Source organism: Bdellovibrio sp. HM001 (genome assembly GCF_055397275.1).
Genome location: NZ_AP029174.1, coordinates 1808231 through 1825570, shown reverse-complemented (window position 1 = coordinate 1825570; position 17340 = coordinate 1808231). Strand labels below are relative to the sequence as shown.

Sequence of the window (17340 nt, the reverse complement as noted above, 5' to 3'; positions counted from 1 at the left end):
GTACTCCCTAAACGAACCGTTTTTTGACCATTAATGCATTCGGTCAGAATTGTATTCCGGCGCAAGGTTCGTTAGTCTCTGGACGAACTTTTTGAGGGGGACTTTTATGAAAGCATTCTGGATCTTATGGCTCTTGATCCCAACGACTTTTCTGGTGGGTTGCACCAAGCCTAATTCAGCAGAGGCTCCTCAAAAACCGATCACGCCGGCAGGTCAAACAGATGATTCCTGGAAGAATGAATTCCCTGCGCACTGGTGGAAACCGGTACCACGCGAAGAGGCCAAGTCCTGGGAAATTCTTCCGCAGGATGCGGGTTACAAAGAAGTTGTGCTTAGTAAACGCAACGAACTGGGCTTGCTTTCAAATTTCACGGAAACTCCGTTTGTCTTCCGTGGTGTTTGTTATCCGACGGTGGAAGCTTTCTGGCAGATGATGAAATACCCGGAAACTGAAAATGATCCGCGCTGGAAATGGGCGAAGAACTGGAAATACACGCGCCAGCAAGTGTCTCAAATGAATGGTTATGCCGCTAAAAGTGCCGGTGGGTATGCCAACTTCCTGATGGAAAAAAACGACGCCAACTGGGTGACCTTCGAAGGCAAAGTGATTCCTTTTGCCACAAAAGAGCCTCAGGAACATTATCAGTTGATCTGGGAGGCTTTGATTGAAAAGCTTCGCCAAAACCCTCAGGTTCTTGAAGTGGTTCTGGCGACCAAAGATCTAAAACTTCTGCCAGATCACGGCGTATCCGAAAGAGCTCCTCGTGAATGGCATTACTATTTGCTGTGGATGGATATCCGTGAACTTTTGAAGAGCGGTCAACTGTCCCTGCAAACCAGCGAAGACCTGTCCCTGCGAAACTGCAAAGCTCGTAACAACTAGATTATGTTTCAGAACTTTTCCCAGGATTTTGCCAAGTACAAAGACACTTCGTTTATTAATCTGAACAACGGCACCCTGGGTCTTTGTCCCTCGGTGGTGATTGATCAGCAAAAGGCCGAACTGGAAGCTTTTGAAAAGAACACCTCCTCCGGTTATAGCCAAGCCTGGGCTCGTTTATGGAAAATTCAGCAAGGTTTGGGACAGTTTTTAAAGGCCCGGCCTGAAGATCTTTTTTTGCGCCCCAATGTCACTCTGGCTTTAAATGAAATCATCATGGGGCTTCAACTCCCCGCCAATTCCGAGATTCTGACAAACACATTTGAGTACGGCGCTGTCGTCAACATCCTGAAGCACAAAGCGCAGCGTGATAGGTTATCATTGCGCAGCGAGGATCTGAGCGCCCTCTATGACTGTTCAAGCGATGAGTCCGTGATCGAAGTCATTCTTAAAACGATCTCGGAAAAAACCAGGATGCTTTTAATCAGTCATATCTTCACCGGCAATGGTCTGGTGATCCCGTTGGGAAAACTGTCCCGGGCGTTGCGTGAAAAAGGTGTCTTACTGGTGGTTGATGGAGCTCACGCACCGGGATTATTGGAGCTGGATTTTACGCAGGATCTGAAGGATGTGGATTTTTATGCCGGAAATCTTCACAAATGGTTTATGGGCCCGAAAGGAACTGCGTTTGGCTGGGTTCATTCGGATCATCAAAAGCACTTAAATCCGCAATACGGCTCCTGGACCACAGCTGAAAATCCGCCGCCCAATATGTCAAGCTTTGGCCAGCCCGGAGAATTTGCCTCGCGCATGTTGTGGTCTCATTCACAAAGTTTTTCGACGTACTATGGTCTGGAATCCACCCTGGATTACTGGAATCTTCACAAACCCGAAGTGATCTGGGCGCAGATTCAAGAGCGCATGATATACCTGAAAAACTCTTTGGCTGAAGCTGGAGTTTTCATGCGGGTGAACAATTATAACTCCGCTTTTTTATGTTACAACGCCAGCGAGTTTCCTCAAGCAACCTTTAAGGGGATTTTCCTTGAGAACACACCGTTGCAGGTGGGTTTGCCACGTTTGCCGGGGGCTCAATTGCTGCGCCTGACTCCGCATATTCATAACACTGAAGAAGAACTCACAGAAGCGGTTCAGATTCTTCTAAAACACCGCTGAATCTTTAAAGCTGGCTCCCCTTCAGGCTTGTCTAAACTCTGATCGGCTGCTTACGCAAATTGCGCTTTTCTCATTCTGAGACGGGGAGTCCTGCTCTCCCCGCCTTTTAAGTCCTTTATATTGCTTATCACCTAGCACGGGCGTTGCTTTGGTAAGGACATGAGGAAGAGGAGTTTGCTTATGTCTTGGCATAAAGTGACGCGTTTGTTTTTATCTATTTGGATGACCCTGGCTTTCTTGAGTCCTGCTCATGCGGCCCCGATGTGCGAATACGTTTTCGCAGATCCACAAATCAAGGCCCGTGGTGTGGATTTCGGTCTCAGATCCGAAACCAAACAGATGCCAACTCCAAAAGAGCTCTTGAACTATAAAGAGATCAAAACCAATCTTTGGAGCACCATCAGAACCCTGCCGCCTAAAAGACAGGCCGAAGTCGAGCACTTGCTCGCGGCCGTGGAGTTCTTCGACTACACTCACACAGCCAAAGAGATTCTTCCCAACTTCCTGGAAGGCACTCGCAAGACTTTTGACTTTACCAAGATGTACGATCGCGGCGAGCTAAGGGAAGGGGCACCTTTCAACGGCTTTATCAACGCTCGTGATAACTATCTAAGAAAAGAAAAACCTGCGGTTACCGCAGAGCTGCTGACTGAAATCCATAAGCGTATCATGGTGGACGGAGTTGAAGGCATTCGCTCTGAACAGTTGGGTGTATGGCGCAATGGTCACTGGATGGGTAATGTTGCCGGTGAATTTAAAATGAAACCCAAGGAAGTGGAAGTTGTTAAGGAAAATCCTTACCTTTCCTTCGAAGAAGGTTCTCACGATCGCAGCAACTTGAATGAAAATGTCTGGAGAAACATCAAGATCTGGGGCAAGCACAAAGACATGGTGATGGAGACCGGCGACACGACTTTAATCAGTGGCCGTATCCACTATCCTTTTGTGACAACGCCAAAGCAAGCCACTGTTGATATCATCAAAAACTCCCACCCGGCAGTTTACAAACAGATTATGGACTATCGTGCCCAGCATGGCACAAGCTACCAAGGCCAGGGTCCGGCGGCGTTGGAGCAGGCCTTCACCAAAGCTCTGGTGGAAGAACGCTTTGCCCGCTTCAATAAAGAGCGCGCCGAACTGGGTGAAATCCGTGTCGGAGCCAACGAACAACGTTATATCGATATCGTAGCTGATTTGCAGCGCGATCTGGTGGCTATCCACCCGGTTTTAAATGGGAACGGCCGCACGACTCGTTTGGTGATGAACTATCTTCTGACCAAAGAAGGTCTGCCTCCAGTGCGCCTGGTGGATCCTTTCCTGGATGTTCAGGTTTCTCAAAAAGAATGGCGTGAATACGTTCACAAAGGCGTGGTTAACAGTGCCCAGTTGCAGGCGGACATCGCTTACCGTATCAAAAACGGTCTGACGGTGGAATACTCTCCGGAACTGTTGTACCCGGGCTTGCCTGAGATGGTGAATATTTCCCTGAAAAAACAAGGAACTGCGAAAGAAGTTGAAAACTATGCTCAGACAAAATTGAACAGTGATCAGTTCGGTGCCTTCCTGAGAACTCTGGTGCAGACACATCCGCAGTTGAAGCAGGAAATCCAGACTGACCGTCTGCGCGCCATGTCCCGTATCGCTGACATGTTCGTGGAATACTATAAATCCAAAACCGTGCGCTTCGTGCACGACAAAGATGGTGAGCGTGAGATCGGTGTTCGTTTGGTTGAACCGGACTTTATCGACACCTTCGGTGTCACAACAGCCAGCTCCAAGAGCCGTTGGGACGCTAAAATCAACCGCTGGTACGACAAGAACCTGCTTGTATGGCGCGGTCTTTCCAACAGAACAGCGGAACCATCCCGCGCTGAATTGCTGAACTACTTCAAAAAACCAGCAACTCACCTGGCTTCCAATAATGTTCTAAGAACGATCCGCAATGGCACTCCACTGCTGGAAGCTATTAAGCAGGACTTTGCTTTGTACAACAAAGAAACTCTGAATGGAGACATGATCGAAATGGCGATTGATCACCACAGAAGTGGTCCTAAATACGGTGTGTCTTACGGGTACTCCACGTCCAAACGTGAAGTGGTCGGTAAAGCCTTCGCTATGGGTGCCATGGTGGTTGGTGAGTACGGAAAACACATGGATCCAGCCCTGCAGGCTCAGTTGAAATCCCGTATCAACGTAGCTTCCTTCCGCGCAATGAAGGACGTCGATCTGGGCCGCTTGAAAGCTTTCGACAATGACTTCGCTTACACTTACGGCCGTCAGGCAGAAGTGATGGGTATCGGTGCCACAGATCCGGATGCAGTGATGCTGATCCAAAGACTGGATGCGACCGGTAAAGTGATGGAAACATTGTTAAGAAATATCGAAAAGCCGAATGAGATCCTGATCATCGAAGGACGTTATGTCCCAGGTGAAGGACCTCTTCCGACAGAGAAAATTAAAGAGCGCGTGTTTATTCAGCCAGCCACTCTTTAAAGCCTAGCTTCAGGGCAGCGTCTAAATCCTTACGATCAATTTCGTAAACATTAGCGTTGCCTGTAGGACTTCCACAAAGCTGAATACGCATCATTCCGTCATTTTGGTTAGATGAAGAAAAGACCTGGATACCCTTCAGGTCTTTTTGCATTTCAGCCACGGGAATCTGCTTCCCCTGACCACATTGCAAAGAGCCGTCGTATTTAAACACCTTCACACGATCTGTCGATTTGGATTTATCCACAATCACCTCGCTTGCAGTGGCGTTCTTTCTGGCATCTTTTTGTGTGCGACAATTGCCATGTGTGCAACCGACCAACAACGCAAAAACAGGCAACAATACTGCGAACTTTTTCATAGCTTACTCCTAAAAGTAAGGGGTTTTAATCCATCCAGCGTCCATGGCCCAAAGATTCGCCTCACCAGAGATGAAGTAAACCCGACCATTTTTTTCATCCACTTGCGGCGCTGACAGGATACCGCGACCAGGCTCAAAGCCACCAATCACAGCCCCGGAGTTCGCATCCATAAAGCGCAGGAAGCCCTGAGACTCACCAAATACCAAGACCCCTTTATAGGGCTTGATCTGGGTCGCAATGCCTTCCTTCAGCTTATAGGACCACAGTTTATCACCGTTGCTTTTCTTTAAAGCGACAACTTCACTGTTTGTTGTAGGATAATACAACTTCTCCCCGACGATGGTCACAGCGCTGTAGCCGCCACCATCCACACGCCAAAGGATTTCGCCCTTGTCTGCGGAAATGCAATAAAGCTTATCGTCATAACCTGCCACATAGACCTGATTGCCATCGACAACCGGGGTGGCATCAATATCGCGGAAGCGCTTGTTGCGATTCAACTGGACTTCCCAGATCGCAGATCCATTTTTGGCATTCAAAGCCACCAATGATCCATCAGAAAAGCCGACATACAAAATGCCGTTGCTTAAGGCCGCCTGACTGCCCCCACGGATCGAGAACTGCGATGTGTCCTGACGGGAATGCAACCACAATTGACGTCCCGTAGCCGCATCCAGTGCGTAAAATACGCTATTGCCTGCTAGGAAGTAGACAATGCCGTCGTCCAACAATGGAGCCGCTAGGTTTTCAGATTTGGTTGCAAAGGTCCACTGAACCGTGCCGGTGCTGGCTTCGATGGAATAGAAGTTTCCATCACTGGCCCCGACAAAAAGACGGTCGCGGATCAGGGTGGCACTGGGTTCCGCCCCATTGGAGATCGGAAGTCTCCAGCGTTCCTGGCCGTTATCGCGGCTGTACGCCACAATCCCGTCCATGCCGTTACCCTGGATGATCAGATCCCCAGCCAAAACCGGAGTCATACGATTGATTTTACGGAATCCCAGATTGTCTTTTTCGGTGGTGCGACGAACCCAGGCGGTTTTGACTTCGTATTCACGTTTGCTGTTATTCAGGGAGCTCCATTTTTCCAAACCGGAGTTCAGAGTGGAGCACCCAACCAAAGTCATCAAAAGAGCGCCAAGCAGGACAATCTTCATTGATATCCCTCAATAAGGACTAAAGGTTTTTCTTCGCTTTCAAAAGACGAAGATATTTCTGAGCCTCTTTAGAAGCGGCAAAGTCGGTCGTGTTCAAATCTTCTTTTTGTGCGATTTCCGTGTAAAGCGCTTCCGCTTTTGCCAGATCGTTCATGGATTCAAAACACAAACCCATGCGAAGTTTCGCTTCGTCGTGCGCAAAAGCCAGACCTTTGGCGTCTACAAGAGTCTGCCATTTTTCAACAGCCGCTTTGCAATCACCTTTGTCTGCCAACACGTTCCCAATTTGCATTAAAATCAGACCCGTCAGCACATCACCCTTGGAAAGTCCTGGTTCAACCTTCGTCAAGACCGCGGAAGCTTCATCTGATTTTTTATAGTTGATATAGATTTCACTCAGGTTCAAAGCGGCCATCTGAGCAGCTTTTGTCTTGGGAGCCTCATTGATGAAGGCCTCAAATCCAGCAACCACAGTTCCATAGTCCTTCTGAAGATCGCCGGAAGCTTTCTTGGCAGGATCAAATGCAGGAACATTCTTTTTGTCTTTGCTTTGAGCATTGATCGTTTCAGCACGAGCCGCTTCTTCAAAGCCACGTTTTTTCTCGGTGTAGGCTTTTTCAAGTACGAAGTACTTTTCCTGCTGTTCAGTTTCCTTTTTATTTGCAAGGTAACCCATCAGGGAAAGCCCGGCACCCACAACCACAAAGACAGCCACGGCTGTGATCACAAGTTTGGAGTGGCCCGTCGTCCATACGAAACCTTTTCTCAAAGTTTGTGTAACCTGATCTGGGGACTTCAAATCGTCTTTAGTAATCTTTGTGCTCATTCTTCCTCGCTGAAACGGCTAATTAAAATAACTATTTACGAGGAAAGATTGTTCTTTGGTCGAGGTGGGTTGTCAATCACTCGGCGCATAAAAAAAGGGGTCTTTCGACCCCAATTTTAAGCTGCTTCAGCTTGCGTGCCTACCAGCACTCCAGCTCTGCCGGGCAGTGCCGAAGCTCTGCCGCCTACCAGCCGACTAGCGGTTGTGAACTTCACGAAGCGTAGTGAACGCGCGAGAAGATTTACCTGGGTGACGTTGTTTGAGACGACCAATTGTGTTGATACGCTCTTCAGCCAAACGGTCCGCAGCTGTGTGAGTCCCGATATTGTCACGTTTTGCGATTTCGTAAACTTTAAGGATATTGTCATAAACGCGCTTGGTTTTTTCAAACGCACGCTCTGGAGAGTAACCCTCAAGTTCAACAAACACGTTCATCAAGCCACCGGCATTGATAACGTAATCTGGAGCGTAAAGGATGCCCAGTTCTTTCAATTGATCCCCGTGACGAGCTTCCGCAAGGACGTTGTTCGCGCCACCCGCGATCACTTTTGTTTTAAACTTGGTGATGGTCTGATCGTTAACAATTGCCCCCAAAGCACATGGAGCCAGGATGTCACACTCTGTGAATAGGATGTCATCAGAGCTAACCGCTTTTGCGCCGAATTTGTCTGCGATGTTTTTAGTGCGGTTCGTGTCGATATCAGCCACTGTGATCACAGCGCCTTCTTCAACAAGGTATTTTACAAGGTTGGAACCCACGTTCCCCAGACCTTGAACTGCGATACGAAGACCTTTCAAAGCGTCTGTGCCGAATTTTTCCTTCGCAGAAGCCTTGATCCCCATCAAAACACCGTGCGCAGTGTACGGAGACGGATCGCCGGATCCACCGAAATCTTTCGGGATACCAGTCACCCAAGGAGTCTCCATATAGATGTGCTCCATGTCCTGAACAGACGTACCCACGTCTTCAGCCGTGATGTATTTACCATTCAAAGAGTTCACAAACTGACCGAAGGCACGGAACAAACCTTCAGATTTCTGAGTTTTAGGATCGCCGATGATTACAGCCTTACCACCACCCAAGTTCAGGCCGGAAGCGGCTGCTTTGTAAGTCATACCTTTGGACAAACGAAGAACGTCAACAAGAGCCTCGTCTTCGTTCTTATAGTTCCACATACGGGTGCCGCCCAATGCAGGCCCCAAAGAGGTGTTGTGAATAGCGATGATCGCTTTCAAACCAACATGAGGGTCGTTACAGAAAACAACCTGCTCATGATCACCATGCTTAGAGATAATCTCAAAAGTTCCCAATGTAGGCTCCTTCATTTTTTTGAATTGCCGGAAGATCATGGGTCCAATTGAGTAAAAAGACTAGCGTTAATGCGGGGTATAAGGTGAGGCCTCCGCATTTTCAATCAGAGGCCTATATGCTCAATAAAACTACATTTTTTCAGGAGCTGGCATTCCCAGAACATTCAAACCGTTCTTCAGCACCAGACCTACGGCTTCACTCAAAGCCAGACGCGCTTCGCGAACCGCCTCGTCTTTTTCCGTCCCAATCGGACACTCGTGATAAAAGACGTTAAAGCTCTTGGCCAACTCATACAGATAAGTGCAAATAGCCGCGGGCTTGAAGTTCTCGGCCGCCTGAGCCACCGCACTGTTGAAACCTGCCACAGACTGCATCAACTGACGTTCTGAGGCGTGAGACAGGCGACTCCAATCCACTTTAGCTCCAGCCGTACGCGGGAACTTTCGGCCCAAGCTGGAAATACGAGCATAGGAGTACTGCACAAATGGACCGGACTCACCATCCAGCTTCAGCCATTCGTTCATATCAAAGACGATCTTTTTGTTGGTATCAATGCGAAGCATTCCATAGAAGATCGCCCCTTTGGCCACCTGACCTGCGATTTTCTCGATGTCCTCTTCGCTCCATTCACCTTTGTAACGACTTAAGTACGTGGTCTTTACATGGTTTTCCATATTATGAACAAGCGCGGTCAAAGGCACGATATTGCCTTTGCGGGAACTCATTGCGCCGTCTGGAAGCTCGACATAGTTGTACTGAAGGTGGAAGCAGTTTTTTGCCTGCTCAAAGCCCAGCAATTCCAAAACACGGAAGACCTGCTTGAAGTGCAAAGCCTGGCGCATGTCCACGATGTAAACGCTCTTTTCGATATGCACATCTTCAAACTTGTGTTTCGCCAAAAGCAAGTCCTTGGTGGCGTAAAGCCCCGTGCCATCCGACTTCAAAAGCATGCAGAAACCCAGGTTTTCTTCCTCTAGGTTTTTACCTATGGCCCCTTGGGACATCTCAAGTTTGCCTTGGGCGTAGAGCTCTTTCACCCATTGCGCAGAAGGTGTGTCCATCTCAGACTCAAAATACCATTCATCAAATTTTACATCGGCCCAGTCATAGACCTTCTTCATCAGGGCAATGGACCATTCGCGTGTCTCCAGCCACAGGTCATAATAAGGACCGGATTTGCCTTCCAATTGGTGCAGGATCGCCGTTAGTTCCTGACGATTGATTTCCTCCTGCGGAGTTCCGTTTTGATCTTCCAAAAGCAGATTGGCTTTGGAATACATGCTGCCCAACCATTCACCTTTTCCTGTTTCCGGAACCGGCTCTTGATTGTGCTTTTTCATGTACCAAAGACATTTGGCCACGTGCGTACCCATGTCGCCCGGGAAAGTCGAAGACACGATTTCACGGCCGCTATAACGAAGCATTCGGACAATGGCATCCCCCAGACACAGATTTCTCATGTGACCCACGTGAAGCTCCTTGTGGGTGTTGGGTTGGGAATACTCGATCATGGTTTTTGGGGCTTTTTCAACCAGTTGCTTCTTAAAGAACGCCCCATTCAGGATCGTTGCTAAAACCTGCTCCCCGTGTGTTTGTTCATTGAAGCGAATATTAATATAAGGACCGGCCGCCACGGCCGTCAGGGCCCCTTGTGATTCCTGTACACCGGCTGCTCCCATCAATTCAGCCGCCACGGCCGCTGCCACCTGCGGGGGAGCCGCTTTAAGATTTTTAGCCAGGATAAAACAGCCAAAGGCCAGGTCGCCAAGCTCTGATTTCGGAGGATTCACCAAAGACTTATAAATGTCGTCTTCAAGAGCGGAAACATCTGTATTTGGATAAGCGCGACCAATCGCGGATTTTAATAGATTTGTCGCAAGCAATCGAATGGAGTCGTGTTTAATCATAGACCTTTCCAAAAGAAAAAGACGCCCGCCCAGGCGAGTGAAACAAGAAGGACAACTATACTGGTATTTCTGTGAAATTTCAGGTCTTTTTTCAAGACTTGAAGCTCCGTTTGCAGGCGATCGCGCTCCAGAAACACACCTTTAAGATCTGCTGACAGCTTTTCAATCTCTTCTTTGCGGGTTTGGCGCTCCAAATCCAACTGTTGAAGCGCCTGCTGATGCAGCACTTGGGGGCTCGATCCTAAGAAGTAATTCGGCGTCAGTCCCGGGATCTTTTCCCGCAGGGTCAAATACCACTGCAAAGCCCGCCAAATATGTGGAGGAGCTTCATCCCCCTGCTTCACCCAGCGAGTCCAGCTCGATGGATCGACCAAAAGAAGTTGCGCCATCTTGCGCTGAGAAAGCCCCAAATCAGCGCGAATTTTCTCCAAATCCCCGATCTGATTCTGGATGACCTGAACCTGGGCCTCATAATGCATACGCAGCGAGGTCTTTGAGCGAGGGCCTATTTCATCCTCTATAAAGCTCTCGTTTAAAGTGGCCTTTTGCAGCGGGTCCTCGACCAGACCCTGGAGATCCTTTTCCATTTAAACCCCTCTAGACTATTGCATTACACAACATTTATATTGTTTTTCACAATGTAGGTCGTTGTATAATACAGATATAATTCCAGAATTGATTTTGGAAGGTCAAGCTAAGTTATTGAAACCACGAAAGAATCCTTAAAGGCATAGCCCAGCATGCCCTTTTTCAAAACAGACTAAAGCTTATAGCCATAATCTTTAGTGCTATGTTGTTGTTTTTACTAGCTTTTATTGGTGTGGATATTTGAGTGGTTTGTCATGCTGCATAGCATCATGCAGAACCTGGACTGGACTAAACAAAATATTTATACATATCACCACTTTGAATGCGTAGCGTTATGAATACCCCTTGTCAAAGGCCCTCATCATTTTGAATGATGAATCATGGCTTCGGCACCTCGGTATCAACTCAACAAGAACAAATATCTGCTCGCACCTGAATCAGAACGTTTGCGAAAGATTCTCACAGATTTTCAAGACAAGGATCCCCGTAACTGTTTGATGATCTGGACGGCTTTACGAACCGGAGCCCGGGCTCAGGAAGTCTTAAATATTCAAAGGTCGGATCTAAACCCCTACGATGAAAGCATCTTTATCCGGGGTTTAAAGAACTCCAATGACCGGGAAATCCCGGTTCATTCAGCCTTTTTCGAAAGACTTCATCGCTTCGCCGAACAGCAAGGCGGAACCTCGGTTTTTCCGATTTCATACAATCGATTGTTTCAAATCTGGGAATTGTATCGCCCCGTCCCAAAGAAGTTTCATTCTTTAAGACATACTTTTGCGATCGAACTTTATCAGAAGACGAAGGATTTAAGGCTGGTCCAGGTGGCGTTGGGACATCGAAACATCGCCAACACCATGGTTTATGCGGATTACGTTTATTCTCAACAGGAGCTGCGGAAGCTTATTCTATAGTTACTCTTCGATGCTGCGAATTTCGTTCGCCAATCGATCGAATTGCTTTTCTTCTGATGCGCGGTGATTGGATTTTTCTTTTTTGAAGGCCAGCAAGTCTTTTTTAGTGGGAGCATTATAAGAAGTGCCGGAATTTTCCACCACAACAATGCGCTCACGCATTTTCTCCTGAGCTGCCACCTTGTCGCGAGTCGACTCCAGATTACTCTGAACATTATGATGAAGCTCACTTTGCGCTTTGGTGTTTTCACTGATCAAAGCGTTAAAGTCCGAGATCTTGGCAAAACTGATTGCTGGGATCAGGGTCATAACTGCGATAAGTGCTTGCTTCTTCATACTAACTCCTTGCTGGATGCTTCTAGTTAAAGCAAAGCTGATGCCATCCGGTGCACGCTTAAATTGCTTTAGACGACAAACTCCCGACAAAGTCGCTTACAACTGTCTAAGAAGTAGCTATCAATTCTTGTAATGAAACAGAATTAGCCCTATGGTGAAAAGTATATTTATAGGTGTCTCAGAATGATAAAAGCCCTTTTTCCCACCTTCGTTTACTATGCCCCCGTGGCCGGAACATCCGCCAAGGGAGTCACTAAATTAAATAAAGAACTAAAAGCGGAGTCCTTAAAGATTGCTGAAATCGACGAGGAAGGTCAGCTCTGGTCTCAAAAGAACTACAAAGGCGGCTACACTTCTTACGGATCCATGAGTCAGCTTCATCAGTTTTCCTCCACCTTTGGTGACTTGCAAAAAATGCTGGATAAGCATGTTCGTAAGTTCGCAAAGCATCTTGAAATGGACATCAACCCTCGTGAATTGCAGATGACCTCCTGTTGGGTGAATATCATGCCAACCCATGTGATTCACACCATGCACATTCATCCGCTTTCTGTGATCAGCGGGACTTATTATGTGCAAACCCCCAAGAATTGCTCTGCGCTGAAATTTGAAGATCCTCGTATGGAATCCTTCATGGCTTCACCGCCGCGCAAACACGACGCCAAAGTTCACAATCAGCGCTATTACTCCTTGGCCCCACAAGAAGGCCATGTCGTGCTGTTTGAATCCTGGACCCGACACGAAGTTCCTCAGAACGCGGCCGACAAAGAGCGCATCAGCATCAGCTTTAATTACGACTGGGTGTAGTGATGCCAGAAGCTGCTGGAATCCAGATAGAAAACCTGCATAAGGAATTCGCCGGAAAAAAGGTGATTGAGAATCTAAACCTCAACATCGAAGCGGGTTCATTTGTTTCTATCGTGGGTCCTTCGGGCTGTGGAAAATCAACTCTGTTAAGATTGATTGCGGGCCTTGAAGCACCTTCTTCCGGAACGCTCAAAAAGGCTTCAGAAAAAGAACTCCATTTCAGCTTTGTTTTTCAGGATCCCAACCTGCTGAGCTGGAGAACCGTCTACGAAAATGTGCGCCTGCCTTTTGAACTGAACGATCATCTTAAAAGTGTTCCCCCCGGCGAGCAGCACAGACGCATCATGGAGTCCCTTAAAAAGGTGCATCTGGACGAGTCCCAAAATCTCTTCCCGCACCAGCTCTCGGGCGGGATGAAGATGCGTGTCTCACTGGCACGGGCCCTGGTAAACTCTCCACGCCTGCTTTTAATGGACGAACCTTTTGCCGCTCTGGACGAAAGCACGCGCTTTGAAATGCAGCGTGAACTGCATTCCCTTTGGATGAAGGAGCGAATGACGGTGATCTTCGTGACACACTCTTTATTTGAATCCACCTTCTTATCCGAAAGAATCATCATGCTGAAAGGGGCCGGGGCCCCTGTGGTTTGGGATCAAAAGCTGACTCTGCCAACCAACAGAGAAGAGAGCCTGCGCACCACAGAAGCCTTCAATAAGATTGTCGAAGGTCTTTCAGAAAGGCTGCGTGCATGAAGCGCTCTTTGCCTGCATTGCTCAGTTTTATCATCCTCACCCTTGGTCTTGAGTTGATTGTGCGTGGCGGGTGGGTGAGTGAGACCCTGCTTCCCTCCCCTTCCATGGTTTTGCAAAGTCTGACTGAAATGCGCAGTGATTTTATCGTAGCTTTCAAAGAAACGCTTTTGAATGTTCTGGCTGGATTGTTTTTAAGTATTGTCATCGGAAGCCTGGTGGCTTTTGTTTTCTCGTTGTCGGACCTTTTAAAACGGGCGATCTTACCTTTTGCCATCTTCTTTCAGACCGTACCAATCATCGCCATTGCACCTTTGCTGGTCATCTACTTTGGCTTCGGTTCGCCGACAGTGATTGCCTCCAGTTTTATTGTTTCCATTTTTCCCATCATCGCCAACACCCTGATGGGACTTGAAAGCGCCAGCCAATCCCAACGCGACCTTTTTCGCATCTATAAAGCAACACCACTGCAAACGCTGTGGAAACTGAAGTTACCCCATGCCTACAGCTACATCTATTCGGGCTTTAAAATTTCTGCGGGACTCTCGATCATTGGAGCCATTGCCGGGGAATTTGTCGCGGGCGGCGGTCTGGGCGCCATGATTGATTCCGCCCGCACACAGCAGCGGGTGGACATCGTTTTTGGTGCACTGTTGCTGCTCTCACTTATGGGGTTGCTCTTTGTGGGCGCCATGGCTTTAATCAACCGGATCATCTTAAACAAACGCCCCTTGGCCACTTTATCTCAGGAATAGGAGATGCTAATGAAATCTTGGATCGCTCTTGGAGCTCTTTTATTTTCTTTTGCAGTTCAGGCTGCCGACACTCCGGTGGAAATTGCTTTAAACTGGAAGGCAGAGCCTGAATTTGGAGGCTTCTATGCGGCTTCCCTGCAGGGTTTGTACAAAGCCCAAGGTCTGGATGTGAAGATTTTAGAAGGAGGCTCTGGCACGCCGACAGTGCAAATGCTGGCGAATGGTAAAGTGGACTTTGCCATTGTTAGTGCGGATGAGCTGATCATTTCTCAAGATCGCAATAAGCTGAACAAAGTCAAAGCCCTGTTTGCGGTCTATCAAGTTTCTCCTTACATCGTGATGACTCACGCGGATAGAAACTTCAAAACATTGAAGGATGTCTTTATCAGCGAGGGCTTTTTATCCATGCAGTCCGGCCTTCCCTACTTTCAGTATCTGGTGCAAAAGTTTGGCAAACCTAAAGTTCGTGTGGTCCCGTACACGGGGGGCGTTGCTAATTTCCTCAACGACAAGACCTTCTCTCAGCAGGGTTTCATCACCACCGAACCACTGACGGCAGAAAAAGCGGGCGCGAAAGTGAAGTCCTTCCTGATTGCGGATGAAGGATTTAACCCCTATTTGGTTGTGCTTGCCACAACCGAGCAGGTCTTGAAAAACAAACCCGACCTGGTCAAGAAAGTGGTCGAGGGAACGCGCGCCGGGTGGATGGCTTATCAAAAAGATCCTAAATCAACCAACGAGCACATGGCGAAACTGAATAAGGCCTTAGATCTGGAGACCTTCAACAAGGCCGCCGAGATTCAAAAGCCTCTGATTGAACCTGCAGGAATCCCCCTGGGGAGTATGAGCGATGAGCGCTGGGAAACCCTGACTCAGCAACTTAAAAAACTCAAACTGATCAAGACCACGCCCAAGGCTGCGGATCTTTATATTAAATAAACATAGGGGGCATGGATAAAATGCCCCTGCCATTTTCATGGAAACTGCTTGCTGATACCGTCGGCGAGCATATCGGACATGTGCAGAATCTGTACGTGAACCAGATCATAGATCTCCACACTGCGCTCATAATCCCCGCCAATTTCAGCTATCGCCTCTTGCGCCGTGAGGCTCAAATGCTCATGCAGCATTCCCTTGAGATCCTCCACCTTCCAATATTCAGGATTGGCGCTGGATAAAAACATCGCAATGGCATCAGCATTTTCATACCACAGACGATTGTTCTCGGTGATTGCATCAGAATCGTTGTTTTTTACGGCCGTTAAGAGATTTGAGGCGATAAGAATATGATCAGTTAAAAGACGGGTCAGCTCGGTTCCGGCTGCCTCACCATAATAAGGCTTTATCGCATTACCAATATCCACTTGATTTTGTAAAAGCCTTTGGGTGGTCACGGACAAATTAGGCAACTCATGGACGGCTGAGATGATAAATAGCCGGGTCCAGGTCGCATGATCTTCCCAGAGCTTGCGCAGATCTTCCCGCAGCTTCACAGGATCGTTCTTCACTTCATGCCTATCCACAGAGATCACAGGTCCGACCGGTGTTTTCGTCGAAGTGTATGACGGACCAAGAGCCCATCCCGTTGTGGACGTAAACATCGCGGATATAACCATGCCTTTTACCAGAGTTTTCATTCTATCAAATACCACAAATGCCTCCTTGCTTATGGGTATTCAAACTCTAACTTCTTCAGGCTGGTTATCAATTCGAAGACTCCCTTTATGGTGAGTTACAAAAACCTTTCTCGCAGGGGACGTTATTTGTCATCCTGATGTTGGCGCGCCCACTGGGAAAACACGACGTTGGCCCCCACCACAGCCAGCAAAGAAAGATACACTAAATATTTAAAATCCTCTGTGTTTGGCAGAAGGCTTCCCAGTGCAAAAAGAATCAGCGTCGCCAATGTCGTCGTCAGGGAACTCAGAGAATTCAGCTCCCCCCGCTGATCTTCTGGAATCAATCTTTGCCTCAACTCAAATTCACCATTGGAGAATCCATAAAGACCCACACGCGAAAGCAAAATACATCCAAGGAAAACATAGACCGATGCTGGCGTGTTCAGCACAAATGCCCCCAACCCGACAGTCAAGGTCACCCCTTGAAACGCCAGATGGCATCTGGAACTGAAAATCAACCCCGTCTTTGCCACCAAATACGGGAAGGTCAGCGTTGAGATCAACCCAAACACAGCTCCCAGACCGCGAAACAGGCCAATTTCCACCTCCGGCAAACCCATCTGATCTTTCAGATATCCCGCCAATAAGACCCCATGCGGACTCAGCACGGAAAGCCACAGCAGAGCATAGCTCAGAATCAGCCAAAATATCGGATTCCCCAGGGACTCTTTGAGGTTAAAGTGAAATTGTTCCTTCCAGTTCTGAAGGGCTCGGACTTTTCTGTTTTGAAGACCGGATTTTTGAATCACGTTCCTGAGAAGAAAATATTCCGGGGCAAACGACAAAAGGTTCCAAATTGCGATCAAAACCAGTCCCGCCAAATGCAGATAAGAAGACTGAACTGCAAACAGGATCCCGGCAAGAATGGGCGCCCCGACTTCAGTTCCCAGATCAATTCGGCGCAACCAGCTATTGAAGTGGGTCAGTCTGTCATGCGGAATCAGAGACGGCGCCAGATCATTTCCCACAGAGATATCCGTAATCAGAGACCCCAGCGAAGCCAGTATTCCAAAGAACGCCAAAGCGGCAAATAGTAATGTCACCCCCAAGAACTCCGGGCCATGTTCATGAACCGTCTTATCTAAGACGAAGAAACAGATCACGCCGCCCAGAACTGCAAAAAATTGAATCCACACCCCGACTTTAACAATATGTCCGCGCTGCTGGGAATCCATCCACTTTCCCGACCAGGGGGTCAGAAGAAAAGTCCCAACCTTGATGATCAGATAATACAGAGCCGCCATCTGGAGTTTTCCCGGAAACACATGCAGCAATGCAAACGGCACCACAAAATCCCAGGCCTGATCTCCAGAGCGGGTCAACAATCTTCCCAGCAACAGCTGAGTTTCAATTTTCAACAGTCTATCCATGCCTCTTGACATCCTATCCCCCGGGAGGGGAT

At 48.1% G+C, this 17340-nt stretch carries 17 protein-coding genes; 8 read left to right on the top strand and 9 right to left on the bottom strand.

Features of this window, described 5'->3' with window-relative positions:
- Positions 1-106: 106 nt before the first annotated feature.
- The 3 genes from ACZ5ZZ_RS08745 to ACZ5ZZ_RS08735 all read left to right on the top strand — a co-directional run bounded on the left by ACZ5ZZ_RS08745 (position 107) and on the right by ACZ5ZZ_RS08735 (position 4549).
- Positions 107-883: an NADAR family protein gene (locus tag ACZ5ZZ_RS08745; protein WP_464142319.1), complete on the top strand. Its 777-nt coding sequence runs from the start codon at positions 107-109 to the stop codon at positions 881-883.
- Between the two features lie 3 nt (positions 884-886).
- A complete protein-coding gene (locus ACZ5ZZ_RS08740) occupies positions 887-2056 on the top strand; it encodes an aminotransferase class V-fold PLP-dependent enzyme (protein WP_464130686.1) in 1170 nt (389 codons plus the stop codon).
- Between the two features lie 180 nt (positions 2057-2236).
- On the top strand, positions 2237-4549 hold the full coding sequence (locus ACZ5ZZ_RS08735) for a Fic family protein (RefSeq protein WP_464130684.1): 2313 nt from the start codon (positions 2237-2239) through the stop codon (positions 4547-4549).
- On the opposite strand, the gene ACZ5ZZ_RS08730 is transcribed toward ACZ5ZZ_RS08735, so the two are convergent.
- The 6 genes from ACZ5ZZ_RS08730 to ACZ5ZZ_RS08705 all read right to left on the bottom strand — a co-directional run bounded on the left by ACZ5ZZ_RS08730 (position 4527) and on the right by ACZ5ZZ_RS08705 (position 10697).
- Complete coding sequence (locus ACZ5ZZ_RS08730) at positions 4527-4907, bottom strand: hypothetical protein (RefSeq protein WP_464130683.1); 381 nt, start codon at positions 4905-4907, stop codon at positions 4527-4529. The genes ACZ5ZZ_RS08735 and ACZ5ZZ_RS08730 overlap by 23 nt on opposite strands.
- Before the next feature lie 9 nt (positions 4908-4916).
- Positions 4917-6065 carry an outer membrane protein assembly factor BamB family protein gene (locus ACZ5ZZ_RS08725; RefSeq protein ID WP_464130681.1) on the bottom strand — a complete coding sequence of 383 codons (1149 nt, stop codon included), beginning with the start codon at positions 6063-6065 and terminating at the stop codon, positions 4917-4919.
- Positions 6066-6084: 19 nt separating this feature from the next.
- Positions 6085-6891, bottom strand: coding sequence for a tetratricopeptide repeat protein (locus tag ACZ5ZZ_RS08720; RefSeq protein WP_464142317.1), 807 nt, complete (start codon positions 6889-6891; stop codon positions 6085-6087).
- Positions 6892-7086: 195 nt separating this feature from the next.
- Positions 7087-8217: a Glu/Leu/Phe/Val family dehydrogenase gene (locus ACZ5ZZ_RS08715; RefSeq protein WP_464135198.1), complete on the bottom strand. Its 1131-nt coding sequence runs from the start codon at positions 8215-8217 to the stop codon at positions 7087-7089.
- A 114-nt stretch (positions 8218-8331) separates the two neighbouring features.
- On the bottom strand, positions 8332-10110 hold the full coding sequence (gene argS, locus ACZ5ZZ_RS08710; RefSeq protein ID WP_464121240.1) for an arginine--tRNA ligase: 1779 nt from the start codon (positions 10108-10110) through the stop codon (positions 8332-8334).
- A complete protein-coding gene (locus tag ACZ5ZZ_RS08705) occupies positions 10107-10697 on the bottom strand; it encodes a hypothetical protein (protein WP_464142315.1) in 591 nt (196 codons plus the stop codon). The genes argS and ACZ5ZZ_RS08705 overlap by 4 nt, the downstream gene beginning before the upstream one ends.
- A 381-nt stretch (positions 10698-11078) precedes the next feature.
- On the opposite strand from ACZ5ZZ_RS08705, the gene ACZ5ZZ_RS08700 reads away from it, so the two are divergent.
- A complete protein-coding gene (locus ACZ5ZZ_RS08700) occupies positions 11079-11612 on the top strand; it encodes a tyrosine-type recombinase/integrase (protein WP_262552077.1) in 534 nt (177 codons plus the stop codon).
- On the opposite strand, the gene ACZ5ZZ_RS08695 is transcribed toward ACZ5ZZ_RS08700, so the two are convergent.
- Positions 11613-11948: a hypothetical protein gene (locus ACZ5ZZ_RS08695; RefSeq protein ID WP_464142313.1), complete on the bottom strand. Its 336-nt coding sequence runs from the start codon at positions 11946-11948 to the stop codon at positions 11613-11615.
- A 183-nt stretch (positions 11949-12131) separates the two neighbouring features.
- Here ACZ5ZZ_RS08695 and ACZ5ZZ_RS08690 point away from each other — a divergent pair, with 183 nt between their 5' ends.
- The 4 genes from ACZ5ZZ_RS08690 to ACZ5ZZ_RS08675 are packed head-to-tail and all read left to right on the top strand — an operon-like array spanning position 12132 to position 15198.
- Complete coding sequence (locus ACZ5ZZ_RS08690) at positions 12132-12755, top strand: 2OG-Fe(II) oxygenase family protein (protein ID WP_464130656.1); 624 nt, start codon at positions 12132-12134, stop codon at positions 12753-12755.
- A 2-nt stretch (positions 12756-12757) separates the two neighbouring features.
- Positions 12758-13507, top strand: coding sequence for an ABC transporter ATP-binding protein (locus ACZ5ZZ_RS08685; protein ID WP_464142311.1), 750 nt, complete (start codon positions 12758-12760; stop codon positions 13505-13507).
- Positions 13504-14259: an ABC transporter permease gene (locus tag ACZ5ZZ_RS08680; RefSeq protein WP_464142309.1), complete on the top strand. Its 756-nt coding sequence runs from the start codon at positions 13504-13506 to the stop codon at positions 14257-14259. Before ACZ5ZZ_RS08685 ends, ACZ5ZZ_RS08680 begins: the two co-directional genes overlap by 4 nt.
- 9 nt (positions 14260-14268) lie before the next feature.
- Positions 14269-15198, top strand: coding sequence for an ABC transporter substrate-binding protein (locus ACZ5ZZ_RS08675; protein WP_464142307.1), 930 nt, complete (start codon positions 14269-14271; stop codon positions 15196-15198).
- A 35-nt stretch (positions 15199-15233) separates the two neighbouring features.
- Here ACZ5ZZ_RS08675 and ACZ5ZZ_RS08670 read toward each other — a convergent pair whose 3' ends face one another.
- Both ACZ5ZZ_RS08670 and ACZ5ZZ_RS08665 read right to left on the bottom strand, forming a co-directional pair.
- Entirely contained in the window at positions 15234-15911 is a 678-nt protein-coding gene (locus ACZ5ZZ_RS08670) for a hypothetical protein (protein ID WP_464142305.1), read from the bottom strand.
- 107 nt (positions 15912-16018) lie between these two features.
- The gene (locus ACZ5ZZ_RS08665) at positions 16019-17308 is read right to left on the bottom strand and encodes an MFS transporter (RefSeq protein WP_464142303.1); all 1290 of its coding nucleotides are present in this window, start codon (positions 17306-17308) and stop codon (positions 16019-16021) included.
- Between the last annotated feature and the right edge of the window lie 32 nt (positions 17309-17340).